This is a genomic window from Alcaligenes sp. NLF5-7 (assembly GCF_024266725.1).
Lineage (GTDB): Bacteria > Pseudomonadota > Gammaproteobacteria > Burkholderiales > Burkholderiaceae_B > Alcaligenes > Alcaligenes phenolicus.
Genome location: NZ_CP100755.1, coordinates 1732674 through 1750188, shown reverse-complemented (window position 1 = coordinate 1750188; position 17515 = coordinate 1732674). Strand labels below are relative to the sequence as shown.

Genomic DNA, 17515 nt, shown 5'->3' with positions numbered 1-17515 from the left:
TCTACAATACTAATTAAAAATCATGGGTTTTCTGGAAACGCAAAAGCCCGGGAAGGCTTGAAACGCATTCCCGGGCATCTATCGATACTCTTACTTGAGCTCGATCTTGGCGCCAGCTTCTTCCAGCTTCTTCTGAGCGTCTTCAGCATCAGCTTTGGACAAGCCTTCTTTAACAGCCTTAGGAGCACCGTCAACCAGGTCTTTGGCTTCTTTCAGGCCCAGACCGGTGATTTCGCGCACGACTTTAATGACGCTAACTTTGTTTGCGCCAACGTCAGCCAGGAACACGGTGAATTCGGTTTGCTCTTCAGCGGCAGCAGCAGCGCCACCAGCAGCAGGAGCTGCAACAGCAACAGCGGCGGCAGCAGCCGACACACCGAATTTTTCTTCCATTTCTTTGATCAGCTCGGACAATTCGAGCACGGACATTGCGCCGATGGCGTCAAGGATTTCAGCTTTAGTAGCCATTTTTAAGAACTCCAGATATTAGGTAAATGCCAGGTTTGGTTGTCGTTCGCAACGACGAAGTTTCCTGAAGGAAAACTGCTTACGCAGCTTCTTTCTGATCGCGCACAGCCGCCAGGCCGCGAACAAACTTGGTGGGAACTTCGTTAAGCGTACGCACAAAAGTAGCGATAGGTGCTTGCATGGTGCCCAGCAGTTTCGCCAGCAATTCTTCGCGCGAGGGCATTGTGGCCAGAGCCTTAACACCATCAGCATTCAGAACGCTATTGGGCAGCGCACCACCCATGATGACCAATTTGTCATTGGTCTTGGCAAAATCTGCAACGACTTTCGCCGCAGCAACGGGATCTTCACTGATGGCGTACATCAGAGGACCCACGAGCTGGCTGGAGATACCGTCAAACGAGGTACCTGCCAACGAACGACGAACCAGGGTGTTTTTCAACACACGCAGGTAGACGCCAGACTCACGCGCTTTTTTGCGCAATACGGTAGCAGAAGCGACGTCCAGACCACGGTACTCGGCGATAATGATCGATTGGGCCTTTGCCAGTTCGGCAGTGACTTCTTCGATGACTACCGCTTTCTCTTCACGATTGAGACTCACGGTTGAACACTCCTTCAAACGATGTCGGGAAGGCTTCCCAACATCAACCGAATGCGGCGCACCTGGACGAGTTCTATAACGAATTCTTCCACGGGCGCCGTCTACGTTGGATGGGACGTTCTGCCCCGATTAAGCAGTGAGATGACAAGTCAGCCAACTGCTCCAACGGTCTTTGACAGCAGTGACCCTGTAAACAGGATCACAGCCCAAAGTTCTTTTTTTCTAACTGTTGATTAAACAGTCAGAGATGCAATTTCAACACGTGCACCGCCACCCATGGTGGAGGACACGGCAACCTTGCGCAGGTAAACACCCTTGGCAGCGGCTGGACGAGCCTTGTTCAAGGCGTCAACCAAAGCAGCCAGGTTGGTCTGCAGCTGTTCAACGTTGAACGAAGCGCGGCCAATGGTGCTGTGAATGATACCGGCCTTGTCGGTACGGTATTGAACTTGACCAGCCTTGGCGTTCTTAACAGCCGTAGCAACGTCAGGAGTCACAGTACCAACCTTGGGGTTTGGCATCAGGCCGCGAGGACCCAGAACCTGACCCAGGGTACCAACGACACGCATGGTGTCAGGCGAAGCGATCACAACGTCAAAGTCCATTTGACCGGCTTTGATTTGCTCAGCCAGGTCGTCCAGACCAACGATGTCAGCACCAGCTTCACGAGCGGCGTCGGCTTTTTCGCCTTGGGCGAAAACGGCAACACGCACGGTTTTACCGGTACCAGCAGGCAGAACCACGGAGCCACGGACCAGTTGGTCGGACTTACGAGGATCGATGCCCAGCTGAACAGCGATATCGATGGATTCGTCGAACTTGGCAGTGGCAGTATCTTTCACCAGGGCCAGAGCTTCGGCCACAGGGTAGAACTTGTTGCGGTCGATCTTGGCAGCAATAGCGGCTGCGCGTTTGCTTACTTTAGCCATGACTTACACCACCCCTTCAACGTTGATGCCCATGCTGCGAGCGCTACCAGCGATGGTACGCACAGCGGCGTCCAGATCGGCAGCGGTCAGGTCGGGTTGTTTGGTCTTGGCGATTTCTTCAGCCTGAGCGCGGGTCAGCGTACCGACTTTATCCACGTTAGGACGTGCAGAACCGGATTTGATACCAGCAGCCTTTTTGATCAGGATGGTTGCTGGAGGAGTCTTCATGATGAACGTGAAGCTCTTGTCAGCAAAAGCGGTGATCACCACAGGAATTGGCAGACCGGGTTCCAGACCCTGTGTCTGGGCGTTGAACGCCTTGCAGAATTCCATGATGTTCAGACCGCGCTGACCCAGCGCTGGACCGATTGGAGGGGATGGGTTTGCCTTACCAGCTGGGACTTGCAGCTTGATAAAGCCGACGATTTTCTTCGCCATGCTTAGCTCCTTGCGGGTGATGACGCCTGGCACATGATGCGACAGGCTTCCCGGGGGTTGTAATTAATCAGGTCTTTTCGACTTGATCGAAATCGAGTTCAACGGGGGTGGCGCGACCGAAAATAGTAACGGTGACACGAACCTTGTTTTTCTCGTAGTTAACTTCTTCGACGTTACCGTTAAAGTCTGCAAACGGACCGTCCTTGACGCGTACCAGTTCGCCAACCTCGAACAGCACTTTGTGCCGTGGCTTCTCAACGCCCTCTTCCATTTGCGACAGGATTTTTTCCACTTCGCGCTCGGAGATGGGAGCGGGACGGTTACCGGAACCGCCCAAAAAGCCGGTGACTCGCGGCGTACTTTTTACCAAGTGCCAGGTTTCGTCGGTCAAGGCCATCTCGACCAGAACGTAACCAGGGTAAATACGTCGCTCTGTAATTGATTTCTTGCCGTTCTTTACTTCAACGACTTCTTCCGATGGAACCAGAATGCGACCAAACGCTTCTTGGAGATCAGCGCGTTCAATGCGCTCCACCAGAGCCTTGTGCACGCTTTTTTCCATGCCGGAATAAACGTGAACCACATACCAGCGTTTGCTCATGTGTGCCCTTTATTTCCAGCCCAGCAACAGGCCATAAATGATCCAGCCGAGCCCTTTGTCAATCAGCCACAACAAGATGGCCATAACGGCAACAAACACAAAGACGATACCCGTCATTTGCGTTGCTTCTTTACGGGATGGCCAGTGAACGCGACGCACTTCCGTGTAGGCATCACGAGAAAAAGCGACCAGGCGGCGGCCTGTATCGCTAAACCAGATGATCAATACGGCGACGATTAAGCTGGCAACAAATACCCCAGCGCGAACCAGTGAATTTTGGCCATCCAGAACGGAATAGCCAACAATACCGGCGGCGACGACTAGGACCGCTAGGCCCAGCTTGATGCGCTCGGAACCTCGGTTAACGGTTTCTACGTTGGTATTCGACATATTCCGACGAGTGACGCCACGCGAGGTGGTGGCGAGTGACTGTGGTGGCAGGGGCAGAAGGAATCGAACCCTCAACCTTCGGTTTTGGAGACCGACGCTCTGCCAATTGAGCTATACCCCTATACCTTGACAAACCGTAGCGCGCTACTTTGCTACGTTTGGCTTTTAGGCAAAAGAGGATATTAACCTCTTTCGCCCAAAATTACTACTCTTTTTTTACTTGATGATTTTTGCAACCACGCCAGCGCCAACGGTACGGCCGCCTTCGCGAATAGCGAAGCGCAGACCTTCTTCCATGGCGATAGGAGCGATCAGGGACACTTTCATCGAAATGTTGTCGCCTGGCAGAACCATTTCCTTGTCTTCTGGCAGCTCGATGGTGCCGGTCACGTCAGTTGTACGGAAGTAGAACTGAGGACGGTAGCCCTTGAAGAAAGGAGTGTGACGACCACCCTCTTCTTTGGACAGAATGTACACCTCGGCGTCGAAGTCCGTGTGTGGCTTGATCGAGCCTGGCTTGGCCAGAACCTGACCACGTTCCACGTCTTCACGCTTGGTACCACGCAGCAGCAGACCGACGTTATCGCCAGCTTCGCCCTGGTCCAGCAGTTTGCGGAACATTTCAACGCCGGTACAAATGGTCTTGACCGTGTCTTTGATACCCACGATTTCGATTTCTTCGCCGACTTTGATGATGCCGCGCTCAATACGACCGGTCACAACCGTACCACGGCCGGAGATCGAGAACACGTCTTCAACAGGCATCAGGAACGTACCGTCAACGGCACGCTCAGGCGTAGGAATGTAGCTGTCCAGCGCTTCGGCCAGAGCCAGAACGGCTTGGCTGCCCAGTGGGCCTTCGTCGCCTTCCAGAGCCAGTTTGGCCGAACCCTTGATGATCGGGGTGTCGTCGCCAGGGAAGTCGTACTTGGACAACAGTTCACGAACTTCCATTTCAACCAGTTCGATCAGCTCTTCGTCATCAACCATGTCGGCCTTGTTCAGGAACACGATGATGTAAGGAACGCCAACCTGACGGCTCAGCAGGATGTGCTCGCGAGTCTGGGGCATTGGGCCGTCAGCAGCCGAGCAAACCAGAATAGCGCCGTCCATCTGGGCAGCACCGGTAATCATGTTCTTGACGTAGTCAGCGTGGCCGGGGCAGTCAACGTGAGCGTAGTGACGGTTAGGCGTTTCGTACTCAACGTGCGACGTGCTGATGGTGATACCACGTGCTTTTTCTTCAGGGGCGTTGTCGATCTGCGAGTAATCGCGCGCTTCGCCGCCGTATGCCTTGGACAGAACCGTGCAGATTGCAGCGGTCAGAGTGGTTTTACCGTGGTCAACGTGACCGATAGTACCGACGTTGACGTGCGGTTTAGTCCGTTCAAACTTGCCTTTAGCCATGGCAGACTCCTGAAGGGATAGAACGATATAGAGAAGAGAGATGTGGTGCCCATGACGCGGATCGAACGCGTGACCTCTCCCTTACCAAGGGAGTGCTCTACCACTGAGCCACATGGGCATTCAACTTCAGCCGAGAGTGGCTAAAGATTTTTACCTGGAGCGGGTGAAGGGGATCGAACCCTCGTCTTAAGCTTGGAAGGCTTCTGCTCTACCATTGAGCTACACCCGCAGACTTTTCTTCACCCTCTCCTAAAGTCGCCTTGCTGGCTGACTCTAGAAAAGTGCTGGTGGTGGGAGTTGGATTCGAACCAACGTAGGCGCAGGGCCAACAGATTTACAGTCTGCCTCCTTTAACCACTCGGACATCCCACCCGAAGCGAAAATCGAATTATGGACATGTTTTAAGAGGTCGTCAAGCCTTTTGGGAAGAAAACTGAATAATTCGATGAATTTTTTAAAAAAACTGGATTTTGGGTGCTTTTCTTACTGGTTTTGTCACTGTTTTCAGGCGTCAGACATGCCGCTTTTGAATGCTTTCAAAACTGGGAAATCACGGTGAAATACTGGTAAACACATAGATTTTTTTCTGTTTTCAGCGCTTATTTTTGTAAGCAAAAGATACGAAACCGGATTTTTCACTTTTAATCCGGCTCTCGGACGTCTTCCCTGCTCTGTTCCCTGACTTGCTTGGAGTTCCTCTTGCTGTTTTCCACTGGCCGGGGCACAAGCACCATGCAGCCATGAACTACCTCCAGAAAGAAGCTTGGATTGCTGATGAACTTTACTTAGGAAGGAGCAATCCATCATTCCAGAAGTTGTTCCAGTTCAGCTCCCACCAACTGCTTCTTTTTTTTCAGCCAAATACTGCTCAGTAGCAGAACACGGGGCATGGCAAAGAAAAAGCCGACCTCAGGTCGGCTTTCTACATCAACTGCATCGCTTTCAGCGTGGCGCGGGCCTGACTTAATCGTCCGTTTGCTCCAACAAAGACGACAGCCCCTGCTTTTCCAGCAAAGCATTCAAATGCTCCCAGCCATGGAAAGCAATCTGCAACTGGCCCTTGTCCTTGGCACCGACCTTCAAGGTCACCTTGGTACCCAGGTGGTCAGACAGCACCTTTTCAAAGCGCTGTACGTCGCCATTGCGGTTCGCCTTGCTCTGGGCCTGCTTGCTGGCAGGCTCGTCATCCTCGTGCAAAGCACGGGCGACCAGCTTCTCGGTTTCACGCACCGACAGACGGCGGGCAATCACCTCGTTGGCCAACATGATCTGACGGGCAGCGTCCACAGCCAGCAAGGCACGAGCGTGACCCATATCGATGTCGCCGGCCAGCAGCATGATCTGCACAGGCTCTGCCAGGTTGATCAGACGCAGCAGGTTGCTGGTAGTCGAACGCGAGCGGCCAATCGCCTGAGCCGCCTGCTCATGAGTCAGACCGAACTCGTCCAGTAAACGCTTCACACCTTGCGCCTCTTCCAGCGGATTCAGATCTTCACGCTGGATGTTCTCGATCAGTGCCATGATGGCGGCGTTCTCGTCGCCTACCTCGCGCACCAGAACGGGCACTTCTTCCAGACCAGCAATTTGCGACGCACGGAAACGACGTTCACCGGCGATGATTTCGTATTTGCCCTTGTCCTTACCAGACAGAGGACGCACCAGAATAGGCTGCATCACGCCTTGTGCGCGAATGGACTCGGCCAGCTCGTTCAAGGCGCCCTCGTCCATGCGAGTACGCGGCTGATACACCCCAGCCTTGAGCAGTTTGACGGGCAGGTTGGAAGGTGGGCCATCGCTCACCGTCGCTTCGCCCTTTTTCCCGATGGTTGCGATAGCGCCTGCGTCTGCGCCGAGCAAGGCATCCAAGCCTCGACCTAGACCTTTTGGTTTTCGTGTAGCCATGCTTACATTCCTATTGATTCTTGTGTGCCTTATGCCTTGTCGCTGCGGGATTCTTTCTTCAAGCGCTTGATCAGCTCTTTACCAAAGTCCATATAGGCCTTGGCACCCCGGGAGTTCTTGTCATACACAATACCTGGCATACCGTGGCTTGGCGCTTCAGCCAAACGTACGTTACGTGGCACCACCGTCTTGAACACCTTATCGCCAAAGTGTGTCTCGATCTGATTGGAGACTTGCTGCTGCAAAGTTACGCGGCCATCAAACATCACCCGCAGCAAACCAATCAACTCCAAATCCGGGTTGATATTGCGATAGACCCGTTTAACCGTGTTGACCAGATCCGACAGCCCTTCCAGCGCAAAGTACTCGCACTGCATGGGGATGATGACCCCGTGAGCACTGGCCAAACCATTTAACGTCAGTAAGGACAAGGTAGGCGGGCAGTCGATCAGCACAAAATCGTAATCGTCCAACACCTGAGCCAGAGCCTGTTTAAGTTGTTGCTCACGCTCTTGCATCTGGATCAGGTCGATTTCTGCGCCCGACAGCTCCCTATTGGAAGGCAAGACGTCATAGCCACCTGTTTCTGAATATATCTTTACGTTAGCAATGCTTTCGTCGCCAATCAGCACTTGGTACAAATTACCAGACAGGCTGTTTTTATCAATACCACTACCCATGGTGGCATTGCCCTGAGGATCCAGGTCAATCAATAAAACCTTTTTCTTCAGCACAGCAAGAGCAGCTGCCAAATTAATTGCTGTGGTCGTCTTGCCAACCCCGCCCTTTTGGTTCGCAATACAAAACACATAGGCACGGGGAGATTTATCGTCTTTTTTACTCATGATTATCCTTGCTGCACCAACCACACTAGACAACGCTGTGCCTCTAGCTCCGGTACGGTTAATGATTCTATTCGTTCGACCCGCCAGTTACTTTCAGATTGCAATGCCGCTATTTCTTGATCAGGTTCTTTACCCTTCATAGCCGCAATGCGTCCACCTGGACGAACATGCCTGCCTGCCAAATTTACGAAATCAAGCAGCGAAGAAAAAGCTCGGGAAACCACAATATCTGCCTGCATGGGTTCCAGCTGCTCTACACGCACATGCATCGCCGACAAATTGGGCAAGGCCAAAGCACCAACCATTTGTCGAACAAATGCCATTTTTTTCTCGACAGCATCAATACAGCTAATGTTCCACGTGGAACATGATGCTGCCAAAACAACTCCCGGCAAACCTGCCCCTGAACCTACATCTACAATCTTTACCGATTCTTGTGTCTGTGTATTGTTGCCGGCCAGATAGTTCTGAAAAGGACGGACAATCGACAGGCTATCAAAAATGTGTTGCACCAGCATTTGATCTGGGTCACGCAGGGCGGTCAGATTATAGGTACGGTTCCAACGCTGCAACTGATTTATATAATCCAGTAGCTTGCGTACCAGGACAGGGTCCTGATCCAGACCCAAATCCAGCAGGGCCTGATTCAGGCGTTTTGAAAAAATATCGCTCATGCCGTTTGTTTGTTCTTTTGCTTGCGCTTCAGGTGTACCAACAATAAAGAAACCGCCGCAGGTGTCACACCTTGAACACGCCCGGCCTGGCCAATGGTTAAAGGCTTGGCAGCCTTCAAGCGTTGGCGCACCTCAATCGACAATCCCTTGATGTCGTCGTAATCCAGGTCCTCTGGAATGGCTTGCTCTTCCAGTGCTGCCTGACGAGTCACCTCATCCTGCTGACGCGCCACATAGCCCGCATACTTCACCTGAATTTCCACCTGCTCAACATGCACCGGATCTTCCAGACCTGGGCCTGCTACAGGCATGCCTTGATCATTCAGCACGGCCATCAACTTGGCATAGTCCACTTCGGGACGTTTGAGCAAATCGAAGAAGGAGTACTCCCGTTCGATACTTTTACCTAACAGTGCATTTGCTTGTTCGGCAGGCAAATTGCGGGGGTTCACCCAAGTGCCCTTCAAGCGTTCAATTTCACGTGCAACCGCATCGCGTTTGCGATTGAAATGATCCCAACGGGCATCATCCACCAGGCCCAACTCCCGGCCAATTTCAGTCAATCGCTGGTCGGCATTATCCTCCCGCAGACTCAAACGGTATTCGGCACGAGACGTGAACATACGGTAAGGCTCGGTCACCCCACGGGTAATCAAATCGTCTACCAACACACCAAGATAGGCTTCGTTGCGACGTGGATACCACTGCTCTTTCTCTTGTGCCAAACGCGCTGCGTTCACCCCGGCCAACAAGCCCTGAGCGGCGGCTTCTTCATAACCTGTCGTGCCATTGATCTGACCGGCAAAGAACAAGCCACGAATCTGTTTGGTCTCCAGCGTGGGGTACAGGGATCGAGGGTCGAAATAATCGTATTCAATCGCGTAACCTGGACGCATGATGCGGGCATTTTCCAAACCAGGCAGGCTGCGCACCATAGCCAACTGGATATCGAAAGGCAAGCTGGTCGAGACACCATTAGGGTAGATCTCGGTCGTGCTCAAGCCTTCAGGCTCCAAAAACACTTGATGGCTGCTCTTGTCCGCAAAGCGATGAATCTTGTCTTCGATAGACGGGCAGTAACGCGGACCAATGCCCTCGATAGTGCCTTGGTCGCTATACATGGGCGAGCGATCCAGCCCGGAACGGATGATGTCGTGGGTACGCTCGTTGGTATGCGTAATCCAGCACGGCATCTGCTGAGGATGCATGGAAACATCGCCCATATAAGAGAACACCGGAATCGGGTCGCTATCGCCAGGTTGGACTTCCAGGCGGGAGAAATCGATGGTGTTGGCATCAATGCGCGGAGGGGTTCCTGTCTTCAACCGCCCTTGCGGTAACTGCAGTTCCCGCAAACGATGCGCCAAACTGATGGACGGTGGATCCCCTGCCCGGCCCGCAGAATAATTATTCAGGCCTACATGGACCAGACCATTCAAAAAAGTTCCTGCTGTCAGAACCACAGATTTGGCTTTGAATTCCAAGCCAATCTTGGTCACAGCACCCACAACCCGATCACCTTCCACAATCAAGTCTTCGACTGATTGCTGGAACACCATCAGGTTGGCTTGGTTTTGTAGAACCTCGCGAATAGCCTTGCGGTACAAAGAACGGTCCGCCTGAGCACGAGTGGCGCGCACGGCCGGGCCTTTGGAGCTATTCAGAGTACGGAATTGAATACCGGCGTGGTCGGTAGCCAACGCCATTGCCCCGCCCAGCGCATCCACCTCCTTGACCAAATGCCCCTTCCCAATCCCCCCAATAGAAGGGTTGCAGGACATCTGCCCCAAGGTATCCATATTATGGGTTAACAATAAGGTAGACACGCCGGTTCGAGCTGCCGCTAAAGCCGCTTCGGTACCAGCATGTCCGCCGCCTATGACAATAACGTCAAACTCTTCGGGATAAATCATGTCAGAACAGCTAAAAAATAAAAATCAATTATACGATTACCAGCGGAGTATGTTCCACGTGAAACACATGGAACCAATATCTGTTCCACGTGGAACACAGTTTTTTGCGTAAATACCACTGTGGATAACTTTGTGGAGAAAGGGACGCTTTTTTATCCCCAGGCCACCTTGGGAAGCACAGGCAGCGCTTGCAAAGATTTTCTTCAGCCAGAAATCCCTAGGGAGCGAAGCCATAAAAGGCGCGCTTATCACTCTTAAATCCCCTAAAAGGGGCTATCTAAGCCAGTACCTCACAACAGGTGGATAAAAGCAGCCCAAGCAGGCAGCAAAATTGTGGATAACAGAGCAATAAAAAGAAATACTGCCCGAGGACCACATCCACCGTTCTACGGTGTGGCGATAAGGAAATTTCCGCTGGCCTGCGGAGAATATAAGGTGTCGATTATGTAATCCGACTACCTTGGCTACAAGAAAAAAGTGTCCTATGCGCAAAAAGACAGCTACCCAGATAGAACAGGATTTACTTGAGACGACAGATACTTTGAAGAAACAACAGCAGCACCTTTAACGCCTAGCTTAAAACCTGGGACTTAATCGAGAGGCCGAAGTTAAGACACAGGTCTAGCCAGAAAACTCCCGCAGCTACAACACGAACCTGCAGCGCGAGAGCTGAGGAAGGAAAACAGCAGGAGAAGCCGGGCTCGGAACCTATATAGGCAATAGCTATATCAATGTAAGAAACCGATCCTGAGTGCTCAGTTCCACGATCAACAGATACGCGCAGAATCTATGGTATTTTCGACAAGAATTTGTCTGATACTTCGCCACCCAACTTTTTACTCAAATCTGAAGCGCGGGTGCATTTTTATTATTCATATCAGTAGACCCATGCAGATCACATCCAAGCTCCCTTCTGTGGGCACCACCATCTTTACAACCATGAGCCAGCTGGCTCTGGAGCATAAGGCCATTAACCTGGGACAGGGCTTTCCAGACTTCAATCCGGATCCAGCCCTGATTGAGGCTGTGCACCAGGCCATGCTGGATGGCATCAACCAATACCCTGCCATGGCTGGTTACCCTGCCCTGCGAGCCGCCATTGCAAGCAAGACGCAGGCTCGGTATGGCCACCTTTACAACGTGGATACGGAAATCACCGTCACCAGTGGCGCTACTGAGGCCTTAATGGCCAGTTTCCAGGCCTTTGTGCACACAGGCGATGAGGTCGTCGTAATCGAGCCCTTCTACGATCTGTATATCCCCGCCATCGAGCTGGCCGGAGGTACCCCTGTTGCTGTCCCCATGACAGCACCTAGCGAGGCTGTACCCTACTACCGCGTCGACTGGGACCGTGTGGAACAAGCCATCACCAGCAAGACCCGTATGCTGGTGATCAATTTCCCACACAACCCAACCTGCACCATCTTGCAGCCCCAGGATCTGGACGCGTTGGAGCAGATTGTAGAAAAACATCCTTCCTTGATCATCTTGTCCGATGAGGTCTATGAACACCTGACCTTCGATCAGAAAGAGCATCTGAGCCTTGCTACCCGCCCTCTCCTGGCAGAACGAGCAGTAATCGTTTCTTCCTTTGGCAAAACCTTCCACGCCACAGGTTGGAAAGTAGGCTACTGCTGTGCTCCTGCCAGTCTCAGCACGGAAATTCGCAAGGTCCACCAATACACCGTCTTTACCGTTCCTAGCCCCTTACAGGCTGGTTTAGCCACCTATATGCAGGATCCAGCCACCTGGGAGAGTCTGCCCGCGTTCTACCAGGAAAAACGCGATCATTTGCATCAAGGTCTGCAGAACACCCGTTTCACTCCTATGCCCAGTGAAGGGACTTTCTTCTTGCTAGCCAGCTACGAACACATTTCGGAGCTGTCCGAGCTGGATTTTGCCAAGCATCTGAACCAGAACTATGGCGTAGGCGCGATCCCCGTCTCTGCCTTCTACCTGAATCCCAATTCTGAGCAGGCTAACCATCGTTTGCTGCGTTTTTGCTTTGCCAAGCAGCTCAACACCCTGGACCAGGCTATTGAACGCCTGAAAAAGGTCTAAAGGCTTTTTTCCCTACCTTCATCAAACCGCCGTCAGGCGGTTTTTTTTGTGTCCTGATTTTTGTGGACAAGTGCAGTCGTCGCAATCTTGCCTAAATCTGTCACACAAGCCCTGCAACGGCGACGTAAAACAGCAAGCATTGCCCGAAGCACAAACCATCTGCCGCAAACCACAAAACCCGCATCTTGTGCCCCATAGAACACCAAACGTGAAACAGGCAATACAGCCTTCCAGCGCTGTCCTGTTGATAACTTTGGGGGTAAACCTGATTTTTTGCCCAGTTATCGCTTCTTTTCCTTTAAGAAAAGTAAAAATCAGCCAGCTCGCAGGCCTTCCTGTTTCAGTTCATGTGGCTTGCAAAAAAACAGGCCTCAAAGTTAAAACCACAAAAAATATAGATATAAAACAAGGACTTATTTCAATATCACAAGCTTCGAACAGACTTTGCAACTGTGAAAATACACAGGTCACCAAGCCTCTTCGAGCACCACAAGATACGAGCAAGCACAAACCAACGCTTTACCCACAAAATGTGGATAAGTCAAAAATTCAAACAAGATTGACCTAGTACAAGCTCCAGGCGCAACAATCCCTGCAGCCATAGCAAACTCTTGGCCAAACATGTCGTCCAGGTAGAACACCCCTCTTTTGCCACCCCGTTCCTTTGTTTGAGTTTTTCTCATGTTGAAAGAAAGCTCTGGGAACAGACGACAAAGTCGATCTTGTATGGTTCTGAAAATAAATTTTCAGCCTTTACCGCTCATATTTCTGTATGCAAAAGCCGCATAAGCCAGCTTTGAGCGAGATCGTGATTTTTGTTCATGGACTGCATCTTAGTCGAGAACTTTTAGCTTGCAAAGGGCATGGAGCTGGCCTGCAGAGAGTTGAACTTATCTTATATAACAAGCACTTAAATCTTTTATTGGAATTATTGGATGGAGCCCTGTTGATAAGTCGAACAAGTGTCTTTAGCAGCGTTAAAACAAGAGCTTAGCGCTTTTTTTTCCGGGGATAGATCTAACGCTTACCGGTGGATGGTTTAGGTACAACTTTTAGACTTCACAAAGAAGTACCTACTTATGCCTTATGTATCCACACCCTGTTCACAATGCTCTTCCTAGAGCTTATCCACAGCAAAGAAAATTGTAACAGCGGAATATAAAGTGAATTTATCGGGTTGCTTGGGTAAATCCGGTGTCTGTCATGATGATTTTCTCTGGCCAACGCAAAGCGGCCAGGTGAAAAGCGGAGCCTTCAGGTGCCTGGTCCTTGCGGCGATCGCGCCAACGAGCCCCTACGGAAAAATCCACGCAAAACGTGTTTTTCTTTGCTCCATGCCAGGAAAATGGATCTATATCCTTGAATAATAAGGAATATTTAGACATTTTCGCTGTTGGTTGAGGGAAAAGCTGGCGCCAATAGTGGCCAAAAACGACAGGAATATCGTCCTGGTAGCTGTTCCACCAAGGAGTTCGGTCGGAAAAACGCCAACGATTGCCAGCAAAAAACGGACGATCTGCGGGTCCTTCAGTGCCGGAAGTCAGCAAACGGATGGGGTTGAAGTCATTTTTGACCAAATCGTAGTCAATGTAGGCCTGCAACAAAGGCATCAAGGCCTTTGGGTCTTCAATTTTTTCTTTCCATTCTTGTTTTGCCGCTAGATATTTATTCAGAATTCCTTTTTTTTCTGCATACGTATCAGCTTTACGCTCACATTCAAAGAAAAAATCAAGAAAATCTTCGCTTTTAACCGATCTAATTGCATCAATAGCAGGATTATTCCAGGCTGCATGCACAATTCTCAGATCATTTCTTTCCAATGCAATGGGTAGTGAGCTTAAAAACTTCCGGATTTTGTCTCTATTTTGAGGTTTTGAACGCGTAAATGGAGAGTAATTCTTTAAATCTGATTGATATCGCTGATCAAAATACCAACCTGATCCATCTTTTGCATCGTCTATCAGTAGATTGATTTCATGATTACCTAATATTCCTTTTGCTTTATTATTATTTATCAAGTACTTAAGGTATTCAATTACAGCAGGGCTATCAGGACCTCGGTCACAATAATCTCCCACAAATATCAGGCTACGTTTCTCTGGATGAGAGCCATCTTCCTGGTAACCCAAATTTTGGATCAGTTGTTGCAAGGCCTGGAGCTCTCCGTGTACATCACCGATGATGTCTAAAGAACCAGCAGGTAAAGGCTGTACAAGAAAGTTGGGCATGGGTGAAGAGATCTTTATTTAATAATAACTATATATATAACTGGTAATGGATAATGGGTGTCTGTGGATAAGTGGCATAGATAGAAATTAACCTTTAATTTCAGCAACTTATTGATTACTTCTGCCTGTGCACCACCCCGATGGAGTCGGTGGACCGAAACTGGACAAGATTTGAGGCCTGGCCAGACAGGCAACTTATCCCCCTTTCATCCACAGCAGGTCCACAGCAGGCCTTCTTGGAGCTTATCCACAGGGGCCCAGAGCCAGTAGCTGCCTCAAATATAGCTTTTTTGCCCAGTCCCTGACCGATTTTCTGGCCGGATCTCGCCCGCCTGGAGCATCTGGATGAGCGGATGTCGGTGTTTGCACCAACATCATGTTGAAGTGCGAATTAAGCCCTTATAATATCCACAAATTATTCACTTTCTTATTAACCGCTGATTTCACCAGATTTTATATTTCCATTTCTGGTTTAATCTATTTTGTTAATAAAATTGTGGATTTCTTTGTTATCCAAACCCTGTGGATAAGTTCGATTATCACGATTGTTATTTGCTTTCTCGATCTAAACAAAACCCTGTTTTTGTAATTCAATATCGTGGTTTTGTTTTTATTTCAGTTTTTATTTCTTTTTTCAAAAAATAAAAAATTATCAATCCGAATTTTTAATTTTTGTCTGGATTGCTTTCTCCTTATTTATCTATCTTTTATTTGGAATGGCCTCTTTTTTTATTAATGGGCTTCCTTATAAAAAACAGAAACTAATCAATCATTTGAGTCTGTTTATCTCTATTCTCCAGTCGCTTTATTTAAGTGTTTCTTGATTCCTTCCCGAGTTTTTTTAGATAAAGTTTGCTTATTTTTAATAAAAAATGACTTCAAGCAGAGTAATAAGTATTGAATGATCGGGTTTAGCGGTGGAACCTATCTGCCGACCCGACCCGACCCGACCCGACCCGACCCGACCCGACCCGACCCGACCCGACCCGACCCGACCCGACCCGACCCGACCCGACCCGACCCGACCCGACTGCGGCGGCCAGGCTGTCTTATGGAAGTCTGGGTATTTGCTCAGTATTGGATATAAACCCAGTCCTATGTGCCTGTTTCCCGGCACTCCCTCCCCTGCCCAAGCACTAGCACGCTTTATTGATCGTTCTCTGTCCGTATGCCAAACGTGGCTTTTTGGCGATAGTGGGCAATTCGTTTTGTCAGCTATCGACTTTGATAGGACAATCTGCTCACCGTGGAACTTTCGGGGCGTTTAGGTCGACAAAGCCATGGGTTTGAATCGCAAACTGCTGTCAAAGTGAGGCGAAACCGGCACTTGCTCCAGTACATGGACAACGTAATTCTGCCTTGGCCCGTGGAATCACCCACTTATCTTCAAGGGGTATGTTTTTTCCTTGTGGGCAGCAAGGGTATTCTCCTGCTAGCCCGTGGCTTGTATCGCTATAAGAAATAGCGCGAAATCTCCCCTCATGTAACAATTGCCGCCAAGGCTGTTTAATCCTTAAGTATCGTCTCGCTACTCTCCCTGTACTTCATGTCTCAACCGAATATCGAAGAAGCCGCTCAGGACTGGCACGGCTTGCTCCAGAAAGTGCCCCTGGCGGTCCGTGCTCATGTGCTGACTATCACTCAAGATAATCAGGACGAGCTTGCGACCCACTTTTATACGCATATGCTCAAGCACCCTGCCGCACAGGTGTATCTCTCGCATGATCAGGTACACAAGCGCTTGCATCGCTCCTTGCGCAGTTGGTTGGTACAGCTGTTTTCGGTGGATGAGCACAGTGATATGCAAGATCAGGTCAAGCTGCAAAATCAGGTTGGCGAGGTCCATGCTCGGGTTGGGGTGCCGGTTCACCTGGTGCTGCGTGGTGCACGCTTGCTCAAGGGGCGTTACGCCCGCTTCCTGTTTGAATCTTCGACTATTAGTTCCGAGCAGGCCTGGGAGTGCTATCGCTACATTCAGAACTTCATTGATCTGGCGATGGAGCTGATGAGCCATGCCTATGCCAATTCGCGTGAGCGTAAATCCCGTGCTGAAGAGTCCTATCGCCTGTTTGCCATTGTGCAGAACGTAGCGGCCGAGCGTGGTCGACAGCGAGCCGCGCTGCTGGATTGGGAAAATCTCTTCATGTTTGCGATGGCGGTCAACAATGGTGTGACGCCTGCCCCGCGAATCGGAGATTCGGACTTCGGTATCTGGTTCAAGCACAAGGGCGCGCATGCCTTTCAGGGCACGGTAGAGAGTCGTGAGATCCTGGACTTGATGAACCTGATTGATACCGAGCTGATGCCGGCTTTCGAGCAAGGGGACGCGAAAGGACAGGTTCTACGCTTGCATGAGCTGCGTGATCGAACCCGAGCCATTGGTTTGCACCTGGATCGCTTGTTCGAGCAGCAAAACGAGCTGGAGTCGGGCCGGGACGTGCTGACCCGCCTGTTAAGCCGTAAATACCTGCCTGTCGTGCTTAGCCGTGAAGTGGGCTATGCCCAGCAGCGGGGATCGCGTTTTGCGCTGCTGGCCGTGGATATAGACTTCTTCAAGCGGGTTAATGATACCCATGGCCATGATGCCGGTGATCGTATCCTGCGTCAGTTTGCTGAACTGCTCAGCAATAGCGCGCGTGCCGGTGACTATGTGTTCCGCCTTGGGGGCGAAGAGTTCCTTCTGGTCTTGGTCGACGTGGATGCGGATGGTGCGATGCGTGCCGCCCGTAATTTGCGTCTACGTATTCATGCGGAGACCTTCCGGGTTGTGGATGGCGAAAGCATGAGTATCACCGCCAGTATTGGTGTGGCCTTGTACGACGGTCACCCGGATTACGAGCGTACGCTGCGCCGGGTTGACCGCGCCTTGTATCAGGCCAAAGAAGAAGGCCGCGACCGGGTTGTCTACGTCTGATGGGACGGGCTTGCCCGCCCTTTTATGTCGTATGGCGGCAACCTGTGCTACAAGTGCGTATTGTTTTGTTCCTGCCAGTGTTTGGTGCCTGATTCCTGACGGTTGCGCGGCCTTTGAAGTGGCGGCCCCGGCCGGATGTGG

Annotated in this window: 16 protein-coding genes and 4 tRNA genes; 3 read left to right on the top strand and 17 right to left on the bottom strand. The window is 50.8% G+C overall.

Going from position 1 to position 17515, the window contains the following annotated elements; translation table 11 throughout:
* Positions 1–90 precede the first annotated feature (90 nt).
* From rplL to mnmG, 16 genes are all read right to left on the bottom strand, one after another.
* Positions 91–468, bottom strand: coding sequence for a 50S ribosomal protein L7/L12 (gene rplL, locus MID00_RS08190; RefSeq protein WP_003800851.1), 378 nt, complete (start codon positions 466–468; stop codon positions 91–93).
* Positions 469–547: 79 nt separating this feature from the next.
* Positions 548–1072 (bottom strand): 50S ribosomal protein L10, encoded by a 525-nt coding sequence (gene rplJ, locus MID00_RS08185; RefSeq protein ID WP_009464320.1) that lies wholly within the window; start codon positions 1070–1072, stop codon positions 548–550.
* A gap of 233 nt (positions 1073–1305) precedes the next feature.
* The gene (gene rplA, locus MID00_RS08180) at positions 1306–2001 is read right to left on the bottom strand and encodes a 50S ribosomal protein L1 (protein ID WP_009464321.1); all 696 of its coding nucleotides are present in this window, start codon (positions 1999–2001) and stop codon (positions 1306–1308) included.
* A gap of 3 nt (positions 2002–2004) precedes the next feature.
* Positions 2005–2439, bottom strand: coding sequence for a 50S ribosomal protein L11 (gene rplK, locus MID00_RS08175; protein ID WP_009464323.1), 435 nt, complete (start codon positions 2437–2439; stop codon positions 2005–2007).
* Positions 2440–2506: 67 nt separating this feature from the next.
* Positions 2507–3040 carry a transcription termination/antitermination protein NusG gene (nusG, locus tag MID00_RS08170; RefSeq protein ID WP_009464325.1) on the bottom strand — a complete coding sequence of 178 codons (534 nt, stop codon included), beginning with the start codon at positions 3038–3040 and terminating at the stop codon, positions 2507–2509.
* Positions 3041–3049: 9 nt separating this feature from the next.
* Entirely contained in the window at positions 3050–3430 is a 381-nt protein-coding gene (gene secE / locus MID00_RS08165; RefSeq protein ID WP_009464327.1) for a preprotein translocase subunit SecE, read from the bottom strand.
* Positions 3431–3475: 45 nt separating this feature from the next.
* A tRNA-Trp gene (locus tag MID00_RS08160) sits at positions 3476–3551 on the bottom strand.
* Between the two features lie 95 nt (positions 3552–3646).
* On the bottom strand, positions 3647–4837 hold the full coding sequence (gene tuf, locus MID00_RS08155; protein ID WP_009462422.1) for an elongation factor Tu: 1191 nt from the start codon (positions 4835–4837) through the stop codon (positions 3647–3649).
* A 43-nt stretch (positions 4838–4880) separates the two neighbouring features.
* A tRNA-Thr gene (locus tag MID00_RS08150) sits at positions 4881–4955 on the bottom strand.
* Between the two features lie 37 nt (positions 4956–4992).
* A tRNA-Gly gene (locus tag MID00_RS08145) sits at positions 4993–5066 on the bottom strand.
* Positions 5067–5122: 56 nt separating this feature from the next.
* Positions 5123–5209, bottom strand: a tRNA-Tyr gene (locus MID00_RS08140).
* Positions 5210–5341: 132 nt separating this feature from the next.
* Positions 5342–5644 carry a hypothetical protein gene (locus MID00_RS08135; RefSeq protein WP_128831707.1) on the bottom strand — a complete coding sequence of 101 codons (303 nt, stop codon included), beginning with the start codon at positions 5642–5644 and terminating at the stop codon, positions 5342–5344.
* Between the two features lie 156 nt (positions 5645–5800).
* A complete protein-coding gene (locus tag MID00_RS08130; protein ID WP_009462421.1) occupies positions 5801–6739 on the bottom strand; it encodes a ParB/RepB/Spo0J family partition protein in 939 nt (312 codons plus the stop codon).
* A gap of 29 nt (positions 6740–6768) precedes the next feature.
* The gene (locus MID00_RS08125) at positions 6769–7584 is read right to left on the bottom strand and encodes a ParA family protein (RefSeq protein WP_254500155.1); all 816 of its coding nucleotides are present in this window, start codon (positions 7582–7584) and stop codon (positions 6769–6771) included.
* 2 nt (positions 7585–7586) lie between these two features.
* Positions 7587–8258, bottom strand: coding sequence for a 16S rRNA (guanine(527)-N(7))-methyltransferase RsmG (gene rsmG, locus MID00_RS08120; protein ID WP_137431130.1), 672 nt, complete (start codon positions 8256–8258; stop codon positions 7587–7589).
* Positions 8255–10171, bottom strand: coding sequence for a tRNA uridine-5-carboxymethylaminomethyl(34) synthesis enzyme MnmG (gene mnmG, locus MID00_RS08115; RefSeq protein WP_250756341.1), 1917 nt, complete (start codon positions 10169–10171; stop codon positions 8255–8257). The genes rsmG and mnmG overlap by 4 nt, the downstream gene beginning before the upstream one ends.
* Before the next feature lie 888 nt (positions 10172–11059).
* Between mnmG and MID00_RS08110 the strand changes: the two genes are divergently transcribed.
* Positions 11060–12232, top strand: coding sequence for a methionine aminotransferase (locus MID00_RS08110; RefSeq protein WP_254500154.1), 1173 nt, complete (start codon positions 11060–11062; stop codon positions 12230–12232).
* 139 nt (positions 12233–12371) lie between these two features.
* Entirely contained in the window at positions 12372–12800 is a 429-nt protein-coding gene (locus MID00_RS08105; protein ID WP_254500153.1) for a hypothetical protein, read from the top strand.
* A 601-nt stretch (positions 12801–13401) separates the two neighbouring features.
* Here the strand turns inward: MID00_RS08105 and MID00_RS08100 are convergent.
* Positions 13402–14460, bottom strand: coding sequence for a metallophosphoesterase (locus tag MID00_RS08100; protein ID WP_254500152.1), 1059 nt, complete (start codon positions 14458–14460; stop codon positions 13402–13404).
* 1546 nt (positions 14461–16006) lie between these two features.
* On the opposite strand from MID00_RS08100, the gene MID00_RS08095 reads away from it, so the two are divergent.
* Positions 16007–17374 (top strand): diguanylate cyclase, encoded by a 1368-nt coding sequence (locus MID00_RS08095; protein WP_009458322.1) that lies wholly within the window; start codon positions 16007–16009, stop codon positions 17372–17374.
* Positions 17375–17515: the final 141 nt, after the last annotated feature.